The organism is Parabacteroides sp. KHUB-03, from assembly GCF_056640975.1.
In genome coordinates, this window is record NZ_CM153257.1 from 42,028 (window position 1) to 58,311 (window position 16,284).

General features: G+C 37.4%; 13 protein-coding genes. 7 read left to right on the plus strand and 6 right to left on the minus strand.

Translation table 11 applies throughout. From position 1 onward, the window contains the following. The first annotated feature begins 89 nt into the window (after nucleotides 1-89). The 7 genes from ACYIB7_RS00190 to ACYIB7_RS00220 all read left to right on the plus strand — a co-directional run bounded on the left by ACYIB7_RS00190 (nucleotide 90) and on the right by ACYIB7_RS00220 (nucleotide 9,224). Complete coding sequence (locus tag ACYIB7_RS00190) at nucleotides 90-545, plus strand: hypothetical protein (RefSeq protein WP_103982827.1); 456 nt, start codon at nucleotides 90-92, stop codon at nucleotides 543-545. 44 nt (nucleotides 546-589) lie between these two features. Then, complete coding sequence (locus ACYIB7_RS00195) at nucleotides 590-1,147, plus strand: RNA polymerase sigma-70 factor (RefSeq protein WP_480337716.1); 558 nt, start codon at nucleotides 590-592, stop codon at nucleotides 1,145-1,147. Between the two features lie 90 nt (nucleotides 1,148-1,237). Then, entirely contained in the window at nucleotides 1,238-2,104 is an 867-nt protein-coding gene (locus ACYIB7_RS00200) for a FecR family protein (protein ID WP_103982825.1), read from the plus strand. A 117-nt stretch (nucleotides 2,105-2,221) separates the two neighbouring features. Continuing rightward, nucleotides 2,222-5,695 carry a TonB-dependent receptor gene (locus tag ACYIB7_RS00205; RefSeq protein WP_480337717.1) on the plus strand — a complete coding sequence of 1,158 codons (3,474 nt, stop codon included), beginning with the start codon at nucleotides 2,222-2,224 and terminating at the stop codon, nucleotides 5,693-5,695. A gap of 13 nt (nucleotides 5,696-5,708) precedes the next feature. Continuing rightward, nucleotides 5,709-7,361 carry a RagB/SusD family nutrient uptake outer membrane protein gene (locus ACYIB7_RS00210; protein WP_480337719.1) on the plus strand — a complete coding sequence of 551 codons (1,653 nt, stop codon included), beginning with the start codon at nucleotides 5,709-5,711 and terminating at the stop codon, nucleotides 7,359-7,361. Nucleotides 7,362-7,507: 146 nt separating this feature from the next. Further along, nucleotides 7,508-8,293 (plus strand): carboxylesterase family protein, encoded by a 786-nt coding sequence (locus ACYIB7_RS00215; RefSeq protein ID WP_099465866.1) that lies wholly within the window; start codon nucleotides 7,508-7,510, stop codon nucleotides 8,291-8,293. A 40-nt stretch (nucleotides 8,294-8,333) separates the two neighbouring features. Then, complete coding sequence (locus ACYIB7_RS00220; RefSeq protein WP_103982823.1) at nucleotides 8,334-9,224, plus strand: YitT family protein; 891 nt, start codon at nucleotides 8,334-8,336, stop codon at nucleotides 9,222-9,224. Nucleotides 9,225-9,292: 68 nt separating this feature from the next. Here ACYIB7_RS00220 and ACYIB7_RS00225 read toward each other — a convergent pair whose 3' ends face one another. The 6 genes from ACYIB7_RS00225 to ACYIB7_RS00250 form a co-directional block, all read right to left on the minus strand. Then, complete coding sequence (locus ACYIB7_RS00225) at nucleotides 9,293-11,248, minus strand: NPCBM/NEW2 domain-containing protein (RefSeq protein ID WP_480337721.1); 1,956 nt, start codon at nucleotides 11,246-11,248, stop codon at nucleotides 9,293-9,295. Nucleotides 11,249-11,349: 101 nt separating this feature from the next. Beyond that, entirely contained in the window at nucleotides 11,350-11,763 is a 414-nt protein-coding gene (locus ACYIB7_RS00230) for a RagB/SusD family nutrient uptake outer membrane protein (RefSeq protein WP_480337722.1), read from the minus strand. Beyond that, nucleotides 11,711-12,256 (minus strand): hypothetical protein, encoded by a 546-nt coding sequence (locus ACYIB7_RS00235; RefSeq protein ID WP_480337723.1) that lies wholly within the window; start codon nucleotides 12,254-12,256, stop codon nucleotides 11,711-11,713. The genes ACYIB7_RS00230 and ACYIB7_RS00235 overlap by 53 nt, the downstream gene beginning before the upstream one ends. Nucleotides 12,257-12,544: 288 nt before the next feature. Continuing rightward, complete coding sequence (locus ACYIB7_RS00240) at nucleotides 12,545-15,364, minus strand: M16 family metallopeptidase (RefSeq protein WP_480337725.1); 2,820 nt, start codon at nucleotides 15,362-15,364, stop codon at nucleotides 12,545-12,547. A gap of 152 nt (nucleotides 15,365-15,516) precedes the next feature. Then, complete coding sequence (locus tag ACYIB7_RS00245; protein WP_103982819.1) at nucleotides 15,517-15,735, minus strand: (4Fe-4S)-binding protein; 219 nt, start codon at nucleotides 15,733-15,735, stop codon at nucleotides 15,517-15,519. Between the two features lie 15 nt (nucleotides 15,736-15,750). Then, nucleotides 15,751-16,056: a GNAT family N-acetyltransferase gene (locus ACYIB7_RS00250; protein ID WP_103982818.1), complete on the minus strand. Its 306-nt coding sequence runs from the start codon at nucleotides 16,054-16,056 to the stop codon at nucleotides 15,751-15,753. Nucleotides 16,057-16,284: the final 228 nt, after the last annotated feature.

A 16,284-nucleotide genomic window follows, 5' to 3' on the forward strand; every position in this document is an offset into this window, starting at 1 on the left:
AGGTAGTTATGCGTACAGGTAAGGAATGATTTCTGAACCTGTACGCTTTGCCTCGTAATAGAGAATGTGTATTAGATCTAATATGAAAAATGAGAATAAAGGTTGACCTTATTTTTTTGTTGAGTATTTTTATCATGGGATTTTCTTGTATTTCGCAACAAGATGACCCTTTGAAAAGAGCATTGTCTATTGCAGGAGATAATCGTGCGAAACTTGAGAAAGTTTTGGAACATTACAAACAAGATACTTTGAAATTAAAAGCGGCTTGCTTTTTAATACAAAATATGCCTTTTCATTTTTCTGCTAAGCAGGAAATGGATAGCTCCTTATGGAAAGTGTATGACAAACACGTAAAGATTTCAGAAAAGTATAGTTGGGAAATGTCTTTGAAATGGAGACGCGAGATAGATGATTTGAAAGATATATATGGATTTTTATATTCGTCAGCCAATAGTTTTAACACAAAACAGGATATTAAATCAATTTATATAGAGCCAGATGTCAGGATTGTGAAGTATAATCTTCACGATTATTTGAAAAACTGAAAGATTGATTTTTAATTGCTTAATTGTTTAAAATCAAATAGTTTATGGTCTCTGATGAAGAAATGATCATACAGATTAAGAATGGTAATATGACTGCATTCAAATCTTTGTTTGATTCGGTTTATTTCCAGCTGTATTTTCATTGTCGGAAATTTGTGCCCGACTCTGAGGATGCCAAAGACTTATTACAGAATGTATTCCTCCGTTTTTGGGAAAAAAGGAGCGAGATAGACATTCATACTTCGTTGAATGCCTATCTGTTTCGTTCTGTACAGAACGAATGTTTGAACTATATCCGTTCGAATAGAATTACAACTACTTTAGAAGAAGGTCTGCCGGATAATATAAGAAATGATTTTAATAATAATGAGCCTTCTCCTTTCTCTGATTTAGCTGCACTTGAAATCGAAAAAATAGTAGAAAATACAATAGATAAACTGCCGGACCAATGTAAGTCTATTTTTAAATTAAGCCGGATAAATGGATTAAAGAATCAAGAGATAGCTGATAAATTGACTATCTCTGTCAGAACTGTAGATACGCAGATATATAGAGCACTTAAAATTTTAAAAGATAAATTGAAGGATTATATGTCTTCCTAAGAAAAAATTAGATAAAATAATATTTATGCTTGTAAGTAATCTTTTGTTTAGATGTGTCATATTAAAAAGTGAGGAAAGAACAGTTGATAGATGAAGGGATATATTAAAAATATGATTGGAGAAAGCCTAAAAGAAGAGGTAGATATTAATAATGAGTGGAGCCGTTTGGCTTCTTCTATAAATAGACTGTCAGGTGGCTCAAAAAAAAAGGTGTTTCTTCGATTGGTGAGTTATGCGGCAGCAATGTTTATAGGAGTTGTCCTTTCGATTTCTGCTTTCTATTTTGTGGAAAAAAAGCCATTGGCTATGGTTGGCACTTATAAGTTGGTAACAGATAAAGGTGAGAAAAGTTATTTGCAATTGCCAGATGGAACAAATGTATGGCTTAATTCATGTACTACAATAGAATATGCTCCTGATTACGGAAAAAGTAATCGGGATATTCATTTGGATGGAGAGGCTTATTTTGAAGTTGCAAAAAATAAAGAACTTCCGTTTATTGTAAAAACTAGTGGAGGTATTGACGTAAAAGCTGTTGGTACGGCATTTAATGTTCTGGCATATAGTGATGATGCAAAATTAATAACAACATTGTTTAGCGGAAAAGTGGTAGTTCAGCCGACATTAACGAAGCAACAAATACTGTTGGAGCCAAATCAAGTGGCAGTTTATTATAAAGGTAGAAATAAAATAGAAATTGTACCATATGATAAAAAAATGTTTGCTCAATGGAGAGGAGGAGCATTATCATTTGAAATGATGTATTTGGAAGACATAACAAAATTATTGGAGCGGAATTATAATGTAGTATTCCGTTATCAGAATCAAAAGATAAAAAAACTGAAGTTTAGTGGAAGTTTTCGGAATAGTGAAGATTTATCAGAGATTTTGAGAGTGATAAAAACTAATACATCAATAACTTATCAAGTTGTAAAAGATACTATAATAATTAAATAACAGGAATATTAATCTTTAAATCTAACAGCCTATGAGATAGAATTGAAAAAATCATTTTTATTACACAGTTAACCTATTTTTTTTAGATTTTATTGTATAATCTTAATTTCATTAATTATGGCAAATCATACAGGGAGTTCTGGAAGAACTAATTTTAGTACCCTGAGAAAACTTACTCTTCTTGGTTTGTGTGCAGCCGCTTTCCAGTTTCAGGTGATAGCAGCTTCATCACAAATGATTACCTTGAGTATCACACGGGGAACCATTTCTGACGTTTTTAAAGCAATAGAAAGTCAAAGCGATTATAAATTTTTTTATAACAACAGCCAGGTCGATTTGAGCGACCAGGTAAATGTAAATGTTTCAGGAGGCTCGATAGAAAGCGTTCTTGATAATGTTTTTGCAGGTACCAATATTACCTATAAGATTGTAAACAACCACGTAGTCCTTACAAATAAGACTTCGAAAGAAGCAAAAGTTTCAATTGTCAACCAAAAAGGAAAAACTGTAACAGGTAAGGTTGTGGATCCGAATGGAGAGCCACTGATCGGCGTAAATGTACTTGTAAAAGGTACAACAATCGGTGCTACCACTGATATAGACGGAAATTATTCATTGAACGGTGTTCCAGCCAATGCCGTTTTGGAATTTTCATATATCGGTTACAACTCACAAAATATTAACATAGGAAATAAAAACAGTGTAAACATTACATTGTCAGAAGACACCCAGAAACTGGATGAAGTCGTAGTAGTAGGTTACGGTTCATTCAAGAAAAGTGATTTAACGGGTGCTATTTCCCAGATTAAAGGGGATGAGATCGCAGCGTTACCTCTTCGAAGTGCTTCCGATGCATTACAAGGTAAGGTAGCCGGTGTATCTATTACTGCAAACTCAGGAAGTCCGGGTTCATTAGGAGACGTTCGTGTTCGTGGTATCGGTACATTAAATGGTAATGATCCGCTATATGTAGTGGACGGTATGCCTCAAGATGCTATCGGCTGGTTGAACCCACGCGATATTGAAAACATTGAAGTATTGAAGGATGCATCAGCCCAGGCAATTTATGGTTCGCGTGCTGCAAATGGTGTGATTTTGGTTACTACCAAACGTGGTGCAAGTGGTGACTCTTATCGCAGTAATATCGAATTCGATATGAGTGTAGGATTCCAAGCTGCTTCTAAAACGTATGATATGTTGGATGCCGAAGGTTTCATGGAATATAAAAACCGTGCCTATGCCGCTGCAGGAAAAGATTTAACAGAAGACTTTGCCACACCGGAAAAGCGTGAAGCTATTTTATCTTTCCTGGAAAAGAATGGAGGACGTCAAGGTACCAACTGGTGGGATGCTATCACAAATAAACCGAAAGATGCTATGAATCAAACTTATAATTTAGCATTATCGGGTGGAACAAATAAACTGAGATACCGTGCCAGCTTTGGATATATGAATCATAAAGGTCTTGTAAAAAGTTCGGAATATGAACGTTTGAATGGCCGTTTGAATGTAGATTCAGAAGTAACAAAATGGTTTAACTTATCTGCTAATGTGAACGTGGCTTATGAAGCCAGAAGAAATATTACAGAAAATGATTCATATACGGCAACCGTATTTTCTACAGCTGCTGCAGACCCTATTACTCCTGTTTATAGAGATAATCTGGTAGATGTTCCTGACTTTTTGAAAGATCGTATTTATAATGGCTATGAACCGGCTAATCCATGGTCACGTTACACAGGTGTTCTTTATTCAAACAAGCCAAACACAGTAGCTCAGGTTGATCGTCATGCTTTAAATGTTTGGCATGAAGTATCAACAAAGAGTAATATCGCAGGAGAGTTCAAGCTATTTCCATTTTTGACATTCAAATCAAGTATTGCTCTTGACTTGATTCGTGCACAATCTGATGGTTTTAATCCTAAATATTATCTGGATGGCGATGAATACAATTCTTTTGCAACTGCAAGCCGGAATGTCTATAACACAGATTACTGGGTATTTGACAACTATTTAACTTATAATCAAAAGTTTGACAAACATAATGTATCTGTAATGGCTGGTACTTCTGCAGAAAAGAAAAAATATGAAGTAATCAGCGCCTCTAAGCAAGGAATGATTAACAATGAGCCTAACCAACAGATTATAAATGCAGGTACAATGAATCCGGGAGCTGGAGGATACCATGTAATCAACACTCTGAACTCATACTTCGGCCGTGCTTTCTATTCTTTTGATAATCGCTATATGGTTACAGCCAATATCCGTTGGGATGGTTCTTCCCGATTTGCAGATGGCAACCGTTGGGGTGTATTCCCATCCGTATCCGGAGGTTGGAATTTCTCAGAAGAAAGTTTCGTGAAGAGTTTTGCTGAAAAGTGGCTGTCTCAAGGTAAATTAAGAGTCGGTTGGGGGGAAATTGGTAACCAGACCATTGGTGATGGTGCCTATCTGAATACATTTGCAAATGGTGGTTATTATCTGTTTGGAAGTGGTAATACTATCTTGAGTGGTGCACGAAATCAAGTAGGAAACCCAGACTTGAAGTGGGAAACAACCCGTCAGCTTGACCTTGGTTTGGATTTAGCATTTCTTCAAGGTTCGTTGAGATTAACTTTAGATTATTATAATCGTGAAACGAAGGACATGTTGGTACAAGTTCCTAACCCTGCCAGTTTAGGTTTCCCAAATACTCCATGGGTAAATGCGGGTAGTATCAGTAATAAAGGTTTTGAAGTTTCTATCGGTTATGATGGAAAAGCAGGGAAAGACTTTACTTACCATGTAAACGCTAATGTTTCTACTTACAAGAATAAAGTAAAAAGTCTTGGTAGTGATGCCAATATTCCGGGTAAAGGAATTCACTTAGGATACTACACATATACTATGACCGAAGTGGGAAAACCTATAGGTTATTATTATGGTTACAAAACTGATGGAGTATTCCAAACTCAGGAAGAAATTGACAACTATAAAAATGATGGAAAAATGGTTATGCCGGATGCAAAACCGGGTGACTTAAAATTCCAGGATTTGAATAAAGACGGACAGTTGGATGACAAAGACCGGACAATGATAGGTAACCCGCATCCCGACTTTACATTTGGTATCACATTAGGAGCCGAATATAAAGGCTTCGACTTCTCTGCATTCTTCCAGGGATCAGTAGGAAATGACCTGTTGAATATTTTGAAATATGACATCTATGGAGGTGTTGGTTGGTATAATGCTCCTAAAGACATTCTAACAACATTCTGGAATGGTCCGGGTAGCACAAATGAGAACTTTGCAATCGATGCTGACAGCCGTTTGAATCGTGAAATGTCTGAATGGTTTATTGAAGACGGTTCTTATATTCGTCTGAAAAACCTGCAGATTGGTTATACGATTCCGTCTTCTATCACAAAGAAGATCACATTGAATAACCTTCGTGTATTCGTTGCTGCACAGAATTTATTTACTATCACAGGTTATTCCGGTCTGGACCCTGAAATTGGTGAGTTTAATAAAAATCCTATCTATAGAGGAGTTGATATGGGATATTATCCGCAGGCAAGAACCTTTATGTTTGGTATCAGTATGAAACTTTAAAAACGGATGTATTATGAAATCAATAATAAATTTAGGAAAAGTATGTGCGGTAGCTTTATTCGCAGGTACTTTGATGACAAGCTGTAATGCAGATTTTCTGGATCGTCCTACTGTAGGTTCGGTAGATGAGACAACTTATCTGAATTCTGAAAATGGAGGCTTTAAGCTATTAATAAATTGTTATCAGCCAATCGTTAATCATTGGGACTATCAGCAAATGAAATTCGACATGGGCGACCAGTTAACAGATGACTGTACCAAGGGAGGATCTGATGCTGCAGACCGTGTTGTTATTACCGAAGTAACGCGAGGCAATCCGACCGCATCCAGCAGTATGTTGCTAAGCTTATGGAATCATCGTTATCAATCAGCCATTTCTGCATGTAACGTATTCTTATCATTGGTTACTCCTGAAACGCAATTGATAAAAGATGGAGGTGCATTAGTTACGACTGCTGAAAAGCAACGTTGGATAGCAGAAGCTAAGTTTTTACGCGCATTTTATTACTTTGACTTGGCTATGATGTTTGCTAATGTTCCTATTATAGACAAACCTTTGAATGCAGTAGACAAAAATACGATTACAAAGTCTGATAAAGAAGAGGTTAGGAAATTTATTCTTTCGGATTTAGATGCAGCTATTGCTGAGGCAAACTTGCCAAGTGCAAATGCTATTCCAGCTTCTGATATAGGTCGTGTATCCAAAGAGGCTGCTTTGTCTTTCCGCGCTCGCGTAAAAATGTTTTTTGGTGATTATGAAGGAGCAAAAGCAGACTTAAAACTTGTTGTTGACGGAGGTCAGTTTGATTTGATTAATGACTACCAGACTTTGTTTAACAGTGCGGCAGAAGGCTATATGTCTAAAGAAGCTGTATTTATCACTACCCGTGCTTATATTCCTAATTATACAGGAGGTAGCGTTGTTCCTCAGATGTGTATCGGTCGTAACACAACCGGTGGTTGGGGTGGAGAATGTCCTACAACGAATTTGGTAAATGAATATGAAGTAGGTGACCCTCGTTTGACACATACAGTTATGTCATCCGGTGATATTTTCTATAAAGGAGATGGCGTAACAACAGAAACTCACGATTATTCAGGTTATGATAACCTTCCACAACAACATAATCGTAAGTTCTGGGTTGATTATTCAAGGAGACCTACAGGTGGTTTAATGGACACAGACTGGTCGTTCTATCATATCCGCTATGCTGATGTATTGTTAATGTACGCAGAATGTTTGATTGAGACAGGCGGTGATAAACAATTAGCTGTCGATTTAATTAATAAGGTTCGTTATCGTGCATTTGTAACCACTTCTCCTAAAGATAAGTTTGCTCAGTTCCGTAAGTTTAATGTACCGGATGATAAAAAGGTAACGGAAGAAGTGTTTAATGCAAAATACAAAGTGAAAGTATCAGACGATTTACGAAAAGCTGTCCGTCACGAACGTCGTGTTGAATTAGCAGGAGAAGGTCTTCGTCTTTACGACTTGCTTCGTTGGGGAACTTTTGTTTCAACTATGCAGGCATTCAGCAAAACAAAAGAAGGAATATATTCTGGAGCAGGCTCAAATGTTACAGATAAAACATGGCCATATCCTATTCCTCAAGCTGAAATTGATTATGTAGGCGGTTCTTTAACGCAAAATGATAATTACAATTAAATAATAAGTTGTTGATCTTAAAGCCATGCTCAAAAAGAGCATGGCTTTTTGTTTTAAAACAAAAATTATTAAGATACAAACCACCAACTAAGAGATAATCAATTACATTTGTTTTCTGGTTCTATCATTAATCTAAAATAAGTATTATGAAAACATTGAATTCATTTTTTTTCGTGGCACTATGCCTGTTATTTTCTATCACTTCGTATGCCGGAGATAAAGCCAGTTTTCTTAAAAAACAGTTTACTGCTGCAAATGGTTATAAATTGAATTATCGGGTATTGTATCCTGAAAATTATTGTCCGGATCAGCAATATCCTGTCATCCTATTTTTGCACGGTGCAGGGGAAAGAGGAGATGATAATGAGGCACAATTGTTTCATGGAGGTGATATGTTTGCTTCATATACTAACCAGTCCAAATATCCGGCAATTGTTATTGCTCCGCAGTGTCCGAAAGATCTATGGTGGTCATCTTATCAACGACCTGAAAAAGAAGGCGAAAAACGTTATTATCCTACGGTAGCTCCGATTACAAAAACAATGGCTGCCGTTAAAGAACTTTTAGACAGTTATATAGCTAAAGGAATTGTAGATACAAAACGTATTTATATTACCGGTCTTTCTATGGGTGGAATGGGAACATTTGATTTGGTTTGCCGTTACCCTAATCTTTTTGCGGCTGCAACTCCTATATGTGGCGGGGCAAACTTGCAACGTTTAACAAATTTCAAAGGTAAAACAGCTTTTAGTATCTACCATGGGGCAGATGATAGTGTGGTAGATGTACAATTTTCGCGTGATGCTTATGAAACATTGAAAAAGGCAGGTGTAGATGTTCGTTATAAAGAATATCCGGGTGTCGATCATAATAGTTGGGATAATGCATTTGCGGAACCTGATTATCTGGACTGGATGTTCCGGCATAAATAATCTTTCACTACTTTTGCAGCCGCATAAATTCAAAAATAAAATGAATCCTACTTTATTAACGACTTCACGGCAAGTCATGTGGAGGGAAATGAGGGATTATCTGATGATAGCCCTCGGTATGATACTTTACGGTATCGGCTGGACTGTATTTCTTTTGCCTAATGACATTACAACAGGCGGGGTACCGGGCATTGCCTCTATAATTTATTGGGCTACAGGGTTTCCGGTGCAGTATACCTATTTTGTTATAAATGGTATTCTGCTCCTGCTTGCATTGAAGATTTTAGGATTTCGTTTCAGTATTAAAACTATTTTTGCAGTATTTGTGCTGACTTTTTTCTTGTCTGTGATTCAAAAGCTGACTGCCGGGTTACATCTTTTACATGATCAGCCTTTTATGGCTTGTGTATTAGGAGCCTCCTTTTGTGGTAGCGGTATAGGTATAGCCTTTTCATCCAATGGAAGTACGGGAGGAACAGATATTATTGCTGCAATTATCAATAAATACCGGGATATTACTTTAGGACGTGTGGTAATGATATGCGACATGATTATTATTACGTCCAGTTATTTTGTGTTGAAAGACTGGGAAAAAGTTGTTTATGGTTTTGTTACATTATACGTATGTAGCTTTGTACTTGACCAGATTGTGAATAGTGCCCGCCAATCGGTCCAGTTTTTTATTATCTCGAAAAAATATAAAGAGATCGGGACTGAGATTAATGCACTGCACCGTGGCGTTACAGTTATTGATGCAACAGGTCTTTACACAGGACAAGAGCAAAAAATAATGTTTGTTCTGGCTAAAAAACGGCAGTCCACAACTATTTTTCGCATTATTAATGATATTGATCCGAATGCTTTTGTTTCGCAAAGTGCAGTTATTGGTGTCTATGGAGAAGGTTTTGATCATATTAAAGTGAAAAAATAGAAAAAATCAGGTATGCAATAATTCTTTAGACGTTATTACATGCCTGATTTTGAATCATTTTACAGACTTTATTCAGGAATTAATCTAACAAATGTTACTCCATGATAAGGGACTTCGGTATTAAAGGAAGTTTGAGACGATGCAATATCTTTCTGACGCCATAAATCTCGTATCGTATATTTTCCATTCAGCCCGATAGACTTGAAATCCAGGTCGAATTTATATTTACGACTTTGTACATCATCTGTTTGATCCCAATAGATAGCATACGGATTGGCATGAAAAAATCCTATTGCAACCGAGCCATCCTCCAAGTATTTATACCAGATTTGTCCGTTTTCAGTTATAATCTTACATGCAGGCATAACTAATGGATCCTGGTTTACAGCCAAAACTTCATCATTTGTAAGTAAGTTGGTGGTAAATTCGTCCATTTCATTCATATCACAGCCTATTAATAACGGAGCAGACAAGATGCACCATAAACTTATATGTGAATATTGTTCATCAGGAGTAAGATAAGAGTCGTGTGCTCTTGCTCCCCAACCCAATCCAAGTTTACCTACCACAAGCATATCCGGATCATTATACTTACCTGGCCGGGTTGCCTGTGCACAAACATCCTGGAAGAAGCCGATACTACGTACAACATTCCATTCATCTGTAATATCACGAGTTGTACGCCATTGATTGCCTCCGGCATCACTACCCCAATTCCATACGTTAGGAGCTCCATAGCCAACACAATAAACAATATCGCGGTTTACTTTATCCAATGCTTTACGCATTACAGTATAAGGTTCTTTTATTATTTCTTCCGTAGGAACCGGAGCAACCTGTGTATACAAGCAATAATCATATTTAAGGTAATCGATGCCCCAGGCAGCCCATGTATCGGCATCAATTTGCTCATGTTGATAGCTGCCCAAATGACCTCCGCAAGTAAGCGGACCCGGGGATGAATAGATTCCGAACTTTAACCCACGGCTATGAATGTAATCACTTAAGTCTTTAAAATCAGGAAATTTCTCATTGCCCATCAACACACCTTCAGAAGTACGTTCTCCTGACTCCCATCCATCATCTATATTAACATAAGTCCATCCATGGTTAATTAAATTGCGGGCCATATAATCTGCAGCATCTTTTACCTTTTGGTCGTTTACCTGTAATCCCCAACAATTCCAGCTATTCCACCCCATCGGAGGAGTAAGACAAATCTCATTTCCAACCTCGATACGTAAGGGACGTATATCTTGGCCAACACTATTTTCAGCTTTCAGGATTACATTAAATGTGCCTTGCTTTATTAATTTGCCCCGTATAAAACCTGTTTCAGGATCTAAAGTCAGTCCTTCCGGAAGATTAACTGCTGAAAACTTCATTGGACGATCTCCTGTGGCTGCTATAGTATATAAAAAGGGGCTTCCGGGTCTTATTCCAAACACTTTTGCGCTATTAATACGGGGAGTTGCGTCAGGACATGGTGTAAGGATATACTTTTCGCCTTTACGAGGTTTGGGCATAACCGGCTCAGGTGTTACAGAACCAGAGGTTTCAATCTTTGCATTAAGCCAATCTGCATGGTCATACATAATCCCGTCTCCAGATTCTTTAATCAACAATGCCAGTTTCTTTACTCCTTTTAGGTTAATATTAAAAGGCACAGCAGGCATCCCTTTGCGAAGTGTCCCACTGCTCCATACTAATTGTCGATCAGCAAGGACTTGAAACTCGAGGTTCCCTCCAAAGTCATTATGATCGTCTGCACCAGCCAGACCGGAAAACGTTTTTGCTTTTCCTTCCAAATTTAATAAAAAACGACTGACGGAATGAGATCCTATACCGCGCTCATACTTCACTCCATTTACTTGCAGAGATGTTCCCATAACTGACTTATTAGCTAAAGGTATCCCCCAGTCTTGTAACATATACCCTAAATCTAATTGATCCAGATATACTGTTTTAGCAAATGACAGGAATGGCATTAAACATGCCAAAATGATTAATTTGATTTTCTTCATATATAAATGGTTTAAATAGTAAAAAATAAGGCCATATCCTTATTTGGAATATGACCTTAAAGATAAGGAAATAATCAATTACTAATAATTATCGTTCTGAATTAAAGAGCCACCAACAAAGTCAATTCTTCCGTTACCTTTTTATCACCCGGTACATTAAACTTACGGAACTGAGCAAACTTATCAGTAGGAGAAGTGGTTACAAATGCACGATAACGAACCTTATTAATTAAATCGACAGCTAATTGTTTATCACCGCCTGTCTCAATCAAACAGTCTGTCTGTGTTAAGTCATTGGTTGGCCTTCTTGAATAATCAATCCAGTGCTTACGGCTGTGCTGTCTTGGATAGTTATCATAACCTGAATAATCATGCGTTTCAGTTGTTACGCCATCTCCTTTATAGAAAATATCACCGGATGACATAACTGTATGTGTCAAACGAGGGTCACTCACTTCATATTCATTTACCAAATTCGTTGTAGGGCATTCTCCGCCCCAACCACCGGTTGCCATCTGCAAATCGGGAAGAACCATCCCAACGGATATTGGCTGTAACCATATAGCGGTTATCAAAAGAATAGAAAGTACGGCCGAAGTATGAGTTCAGAGTGTTGATTACATGGTATCCTCCAGCTCCCGGATTAATTGTTCCTGCATTTAAAATTTGCTGACTTGGGTCATTATTTACCATGCCTTCTTTATAAGTATTAATAATTTCATAACGATTCTTTTCGGCAGAAGTACCAGCCATTACAGACACATTATGTTTATCAAACTTTTGATTATAGGTTAAATAGTTATCAAATACCCAGTAGTCTGTATTTGTACCTTGACGTCCTCCATTCTTTTCCAGGAAAGATAAAATAGCTTCACGCTTTTCCGGTGTGGCAAAGTCTTCTGTTAGTTGTTTTCCTGCAGCGGCATAGGCACGGTTCTTATATTCCATGAAACCTTCGGCATCCAACATATCGTATCTTTTTGATGCGGATTGGAATCCTACACTCATATCGAATTGTTATAAAATTTATAATCGCTTTGACTTTCTATTGCTTTAAAAACGTCAGAAATGGTTCCCCGTGTGATACTCAAGGTAATCATTTGTGATGAAGCTGCTATCACCTGAAACTGGAAAGTGGCTGCACACAAACCAAGAAGAGTAAGTTTTCTCAGGGTACTAAAATTAGTTCTTCCAGAACTTAGGTTATAAGCAGCGTTTTGTATAATAAAAAAATCATCGGGATGTTTTTTCCATTTCATCCCGATGATTTCGAAAAAAGATCCTGATGAATGGATTTTATGGTTCCATTACTATTTCTATACTGTTGCCTTGAGAAAGTAATTGCCGTGTAAATGCTTGTATTTTTGCGGGAGTCAGGTTTTGTAATAGATTTTCGTAATCTGTTTCTCCGTCAAAACCTTTGTAATAATAATTGTCTAAAGTATTTAACCAATAATTATTTTCTTGTAGATTCTCTGCATGACGTTTTATCATATTATCCTGGCTCTTTCTGAAATCTTCCGGACGTGGCCCCATATCTGATATACGTTTTAATTCGTTTCGTACAATTGTATTCATCCGTTCACGTTTGTCCGGATCGGTGTCAAAAAAGATTTGTAATGTTGTTTGTCCTTGCGGGAAAGGAGAAATATAGGCAGAAGTTTGTACTCCGTAAGTTCCTCCTTCATCTTCGCGTACCTTTTCTGTGTAGACAAGATCTAAAATTTGTTTCAATGCTGTAGCACAGATGATATTTTCCAGGGTGTAATCAATCTGGCCAGAATAGAGATTTGCTACTGTTGCCTTGGGTACTTCCATCTTACGTTGGAAGATATTTGTATAAACACCTTTGCGTAAGGCTGGAACCTTGGATGGATCCCCTTTTTCTATATGTCCTTTTGATGGTAAAGAAGCTAAATATAGTTCTATATATGGACGAATGCTATCGGGATCAATATTCCCGACAAAAGTGAAAACGAAACCGGAGGCATCAGCAAATCGCTCTTTATACATTTCCATGATGCGGGGATAACTGATATGTTCAAAATCTGTAGCTTGCAAACGCATGGCACGGGGATTGTCATTATAGGCTGCCCTGGCAAGCGAATCGCTAAAAGCTACCATTGGATTCAGTTCCAGGTTTTTCAGCTGTGACTTTATACGGTTCTCGAATGAGGCGTAAGCTTCTTCGTCTGTACGAGGAGCTGTAAAGTTGAGATAGATTAGTTCGAAAAGTGTTTGTAAATCTGCAGGAGTAGATGAACCATTTATGCTTTCGTTATCCAGCCCGAGTGATGGAGTGCATGAAACCTGTTTTCCTGCTAAACGTTTTCCTAACTCTATTACAGAAAAATTGCCTAAGCCTCCTATTCCGATAACGTCATTAAAGACTTTTAAATTATCTATGTCTTTAGCCCCGAACAGAGTGCTTCCTCCGGGACAGGTGGCAGTCATTACTACTTGGTCTTTTTTTAAGTTTGTAGGTTTCAAAACGACTTTAATACCATTGTTTAAAGTTAAAACAGTAGCCCCGAAACGTTGGTCTTTTTCTGTTTTTATGATTTTTCCCGGAGAGGGAAGTACCGGTATTAGTGGCTCGTTGGAAACATTCTCCCGGAATGGTTCCACTGTCATATGTTGTGCTTTAAGGAACGTTTTTAACAGATTTTCTTCCGTAGGGTAAACAATACCTGCTTTGTCCGGGCCGGTAAGACTTATTACAATATTGTCGTCACTGCTCAACATATCCTGTATGTAATGGTTTACTTGTTCTATTGGAATAGATGGTGCGATTTGGTTGATTAAAGAATATTCCGTTTCGATACCGGGAATATATCCTCCGTTAGTGAAATGGTTGACATATTCTTTTGTATAAGCACTGTTCTTTTGCTTATCACGTTCATTATAAGCTGTTTCGTATTGTTTTAGCACATTGATGCGAGCTCTGTCATATTCTGAAGCAGTGAAGCCATATTGTTTGACCCGTTCTGTTTCGTTTACCAATGCTGTTAACGTAGAGCCTATTTCCCCTTCTTTCGCTATTGCTGCAACTGTCCATGCTCCTTGCGTTTTGGAGATCATATAATCGCCGTCATAAGCTTGGGCATATACGAATGGAGGATTGGCCTGATGCAGTATTTCTTCAAACCTTTCGTTCATCATGTCTGCACACACTGCCTGTATATAATCTTTTACTAACCCGGTGACGGAAGCGTAAAGATCTGCAGGTAACTTTTCATGCTTATAAAAAAGATAAAGTATAGTATTTGATGCTTCTTTATCTTTAGCTATGGATATAAGTGGCATGTCGTTATCCGGCACATTGAACTTTTCGCGTGGGGCAGGGGCTTTTGGTGCCGGGATATCTGTAAATATACGCTTTACCGCAGCTTCCACTTTATTTACATCGATGTCTCCAACAATAATGATGGCTTGCAAATCGGGACGATACCATTTTTTATAATAGTCTCTCAGTTCGTTCGGTTTAAAGTTGTTGATTACATCAATACTGCCGATTGGCATACGGTTAGCATAGCGGCTACCGGGGTACATTTGAGGGAGTTGCTGTTCCCAGAGACGTGCTTGTGCATCCTGTCGCGTGCGCCATTCTTCGCGTATTACATTGCGTTCTTTTTCAATGGCCGTATCAGCCAGAGTAATGAAGTTTGACCAGTCATGAAGTATCAGCAGACAAGAATCTACTATGCTTTCTTTGCTGACTGGCGCATTCATTATCATATAAACTGTTTCGTCAAAGCTAGTATAAGCATTAAAATTCTCACCAAACCGCATACCTGCATTTTCAATAAAATCTTTCATCCCTTGTCCGGGAAAGTTTTTACTACCGTTGAAAGCCATATGTTCCAGAAAATGTGCCAGACCGCGCTGGTTATCTTCCTCCAGAATGGATCCTACATTTTGGGCAATGTAAAAATCGGCTCTTTCTTTGGGCTGTTCGTTATGACGGATATAATACGTTAATCCATTGGGTAATTTGCCATACCGTACTTTTGGATCAACAGGTAACGGCTGTATTTCCTCTTGTGCATTTATTACCGATGAAATGGCTGTAAGGCAAAGTAAGAGAAATGCTAATAAAGAATATTTTCTAATCATAATATTATAACATTATCGATGTGTTCAAAGATAGTATTTCTGTAGAAAATAGAGAATACAATATTATTTTAATGTAAATTAAAAAGAAGCCGCGACAGAAGGGAAACTTTTGACACGGCTTCTACTTTTATTTAAAACGGTTTTTATTTACTTTACTTCTTCTTTAATTTATAACTTAAAGCTCCCGACGGACATTGTTTGATTTGTGCTATCAGTTCTTCCGTAGTAGCATTTCCTATTTTGATCCAAGGTCTTTCTTTAGGATTGTACACTCGGGGCAACATTTTTACGCAGATCCCTGCATGTTGGCATAATCCGGGTTGCCAAATGATGGTCAGTTCGCCATTTGAATATTCTTTTTTTTCTGCCATTGTATTTTTCTTAATTTATGACTGAATATTAATTCCTCTCATAACAATACGCTTCCAGTCAGGGTGTTTTTGCAAATAACCTGCAACAAAAGGACAAAGGGGAACCAGTCGTAGCTCTTGTTTCTCTATATCTTTTAAAACTTTTTCTACAAGCTGCGATCCGATACCTTTACCTTCAAGAGCTATTGGAACTTCGGTATGGGTTAAATAGATTTCTCCGTTTTTAGATTTTATATATTCAATCTTTGGAATATATTTGTCGACATGAAATTCATATTGATGATGTGTTTCATTGTCTATTAATTCGTAGTCTTCAGCCATAATCTTTAATCTTTAATTTTTAATGTCCGTACGCATATAGAACAGTTTTGAATACAGCTTTGTTTATATAAAAAAAGTGTGTGATTTTTGTGTAATTGCCTTCTCTTTAATATATTTCTAATTTTGTAATTACAATTTATAAGGAATCTGAACGTTACGTATTAAACGTAAATGCTTACCTTTGCGCCCGATTGCCCGCGTAAGGGTAGTTTATATGAAACTAATTAT

Excerpts from the sequence above, each read along its gene's own strand:
- ACYIB7_RS00220 (WP_103982823.1), top strand. The coding sequence starts at position 8,334 with ATGAATCCTACTTTATTAACGACTTCACGGCAAGTCATGTGGAGGGAA.
- ACYIB7_RS00245 (WP_103982819.1), bottom strand. The coding sequence starts at position 15,735 with ATGGCAGAAAAAAAAGAATATTCAAATGGCGAACTGACCATCATTTGG.
- ACYIB7_RS00195 (WP_480337716.1), top strand. The coding sequence starts at position 590 with ATGGTCTCTGATGAAGAAATGATCATACAGATTAAGAATGGTAATATG.
- ACYIB7_RS00225 (WP_480337721.1), bottom strand. The coding sequence starts at position 11,248 with ATGAAGAAAATCAAATTAATCATTTTGGCATGTTTAATGCCATTCCTG.
- ACYIB7_RS00215 (WP_099465866.1), top strand. The coding sequence starts at position 7,508 with ATGAAAACATTGAATTCATTTTTTTTCGTGGCACTATGCCTGTTATTT.
- ACYIB7_RS00205 (WP_480337717.1), top strand. The coding sequence starts at position 2,222 with ATGGCAAATCATACAGGGAGTTCTGGAAGAACTAATTTTAGTACCCTG.
- ACYIB7_RS00210 (WP_480337719.1), top strand. The coding sequence starts at position 5,709 with ATGAAATCAATAATAAATTTAGGAAAAGTATGTGCGGTAGCTTTATTC.
- ACYIB7_RS00235 (WP_480337723.1), bottom strand. The coding sequence starts at position 12,256 with ATGAGTGTAGGATTCCAATCCGCATCAAAAAGATACGATATGTTGGAT.
- ACYIB7_RS00250 (WP_103982818.1), bottom strand. The coding sequence starts at position 16,056 with ATGGCTGAAGACTACGAATTAATAGACAATGAAACACATCATCAATAT.
- ACYIB7_RS00230 (WP_480337722.1), bottom strand. The coding sequence starts at position 11,763 with ATGGCAACCGGTGGTTGGGGCGGAGAATGCCCTACAACGAATTTGGTA.
- ACYIB7_RS00190 (WP_103982827.1), top strand. The coding sequence starts at position 90 with ATGAGAATAAAGGTTGACCTTATTTTTTTGTTGAGTATTTTTATCATG.
- ACYIB7_RS00200 (WP_103982825.1), top strand. The coding sequence starts at position 1,238 with ATGAAGGGATATATTAAAAATATGATTGGAGAAAGCCTAAAAGAAGAG.
- ACYIB7_RS00240 (WP_480337725.1), bottom strand. The coding sequence starts at position 15,364 with ATGATTAGAAAATATTCTTTATTAGCATTTCTCTTACTTTGCCTTACA.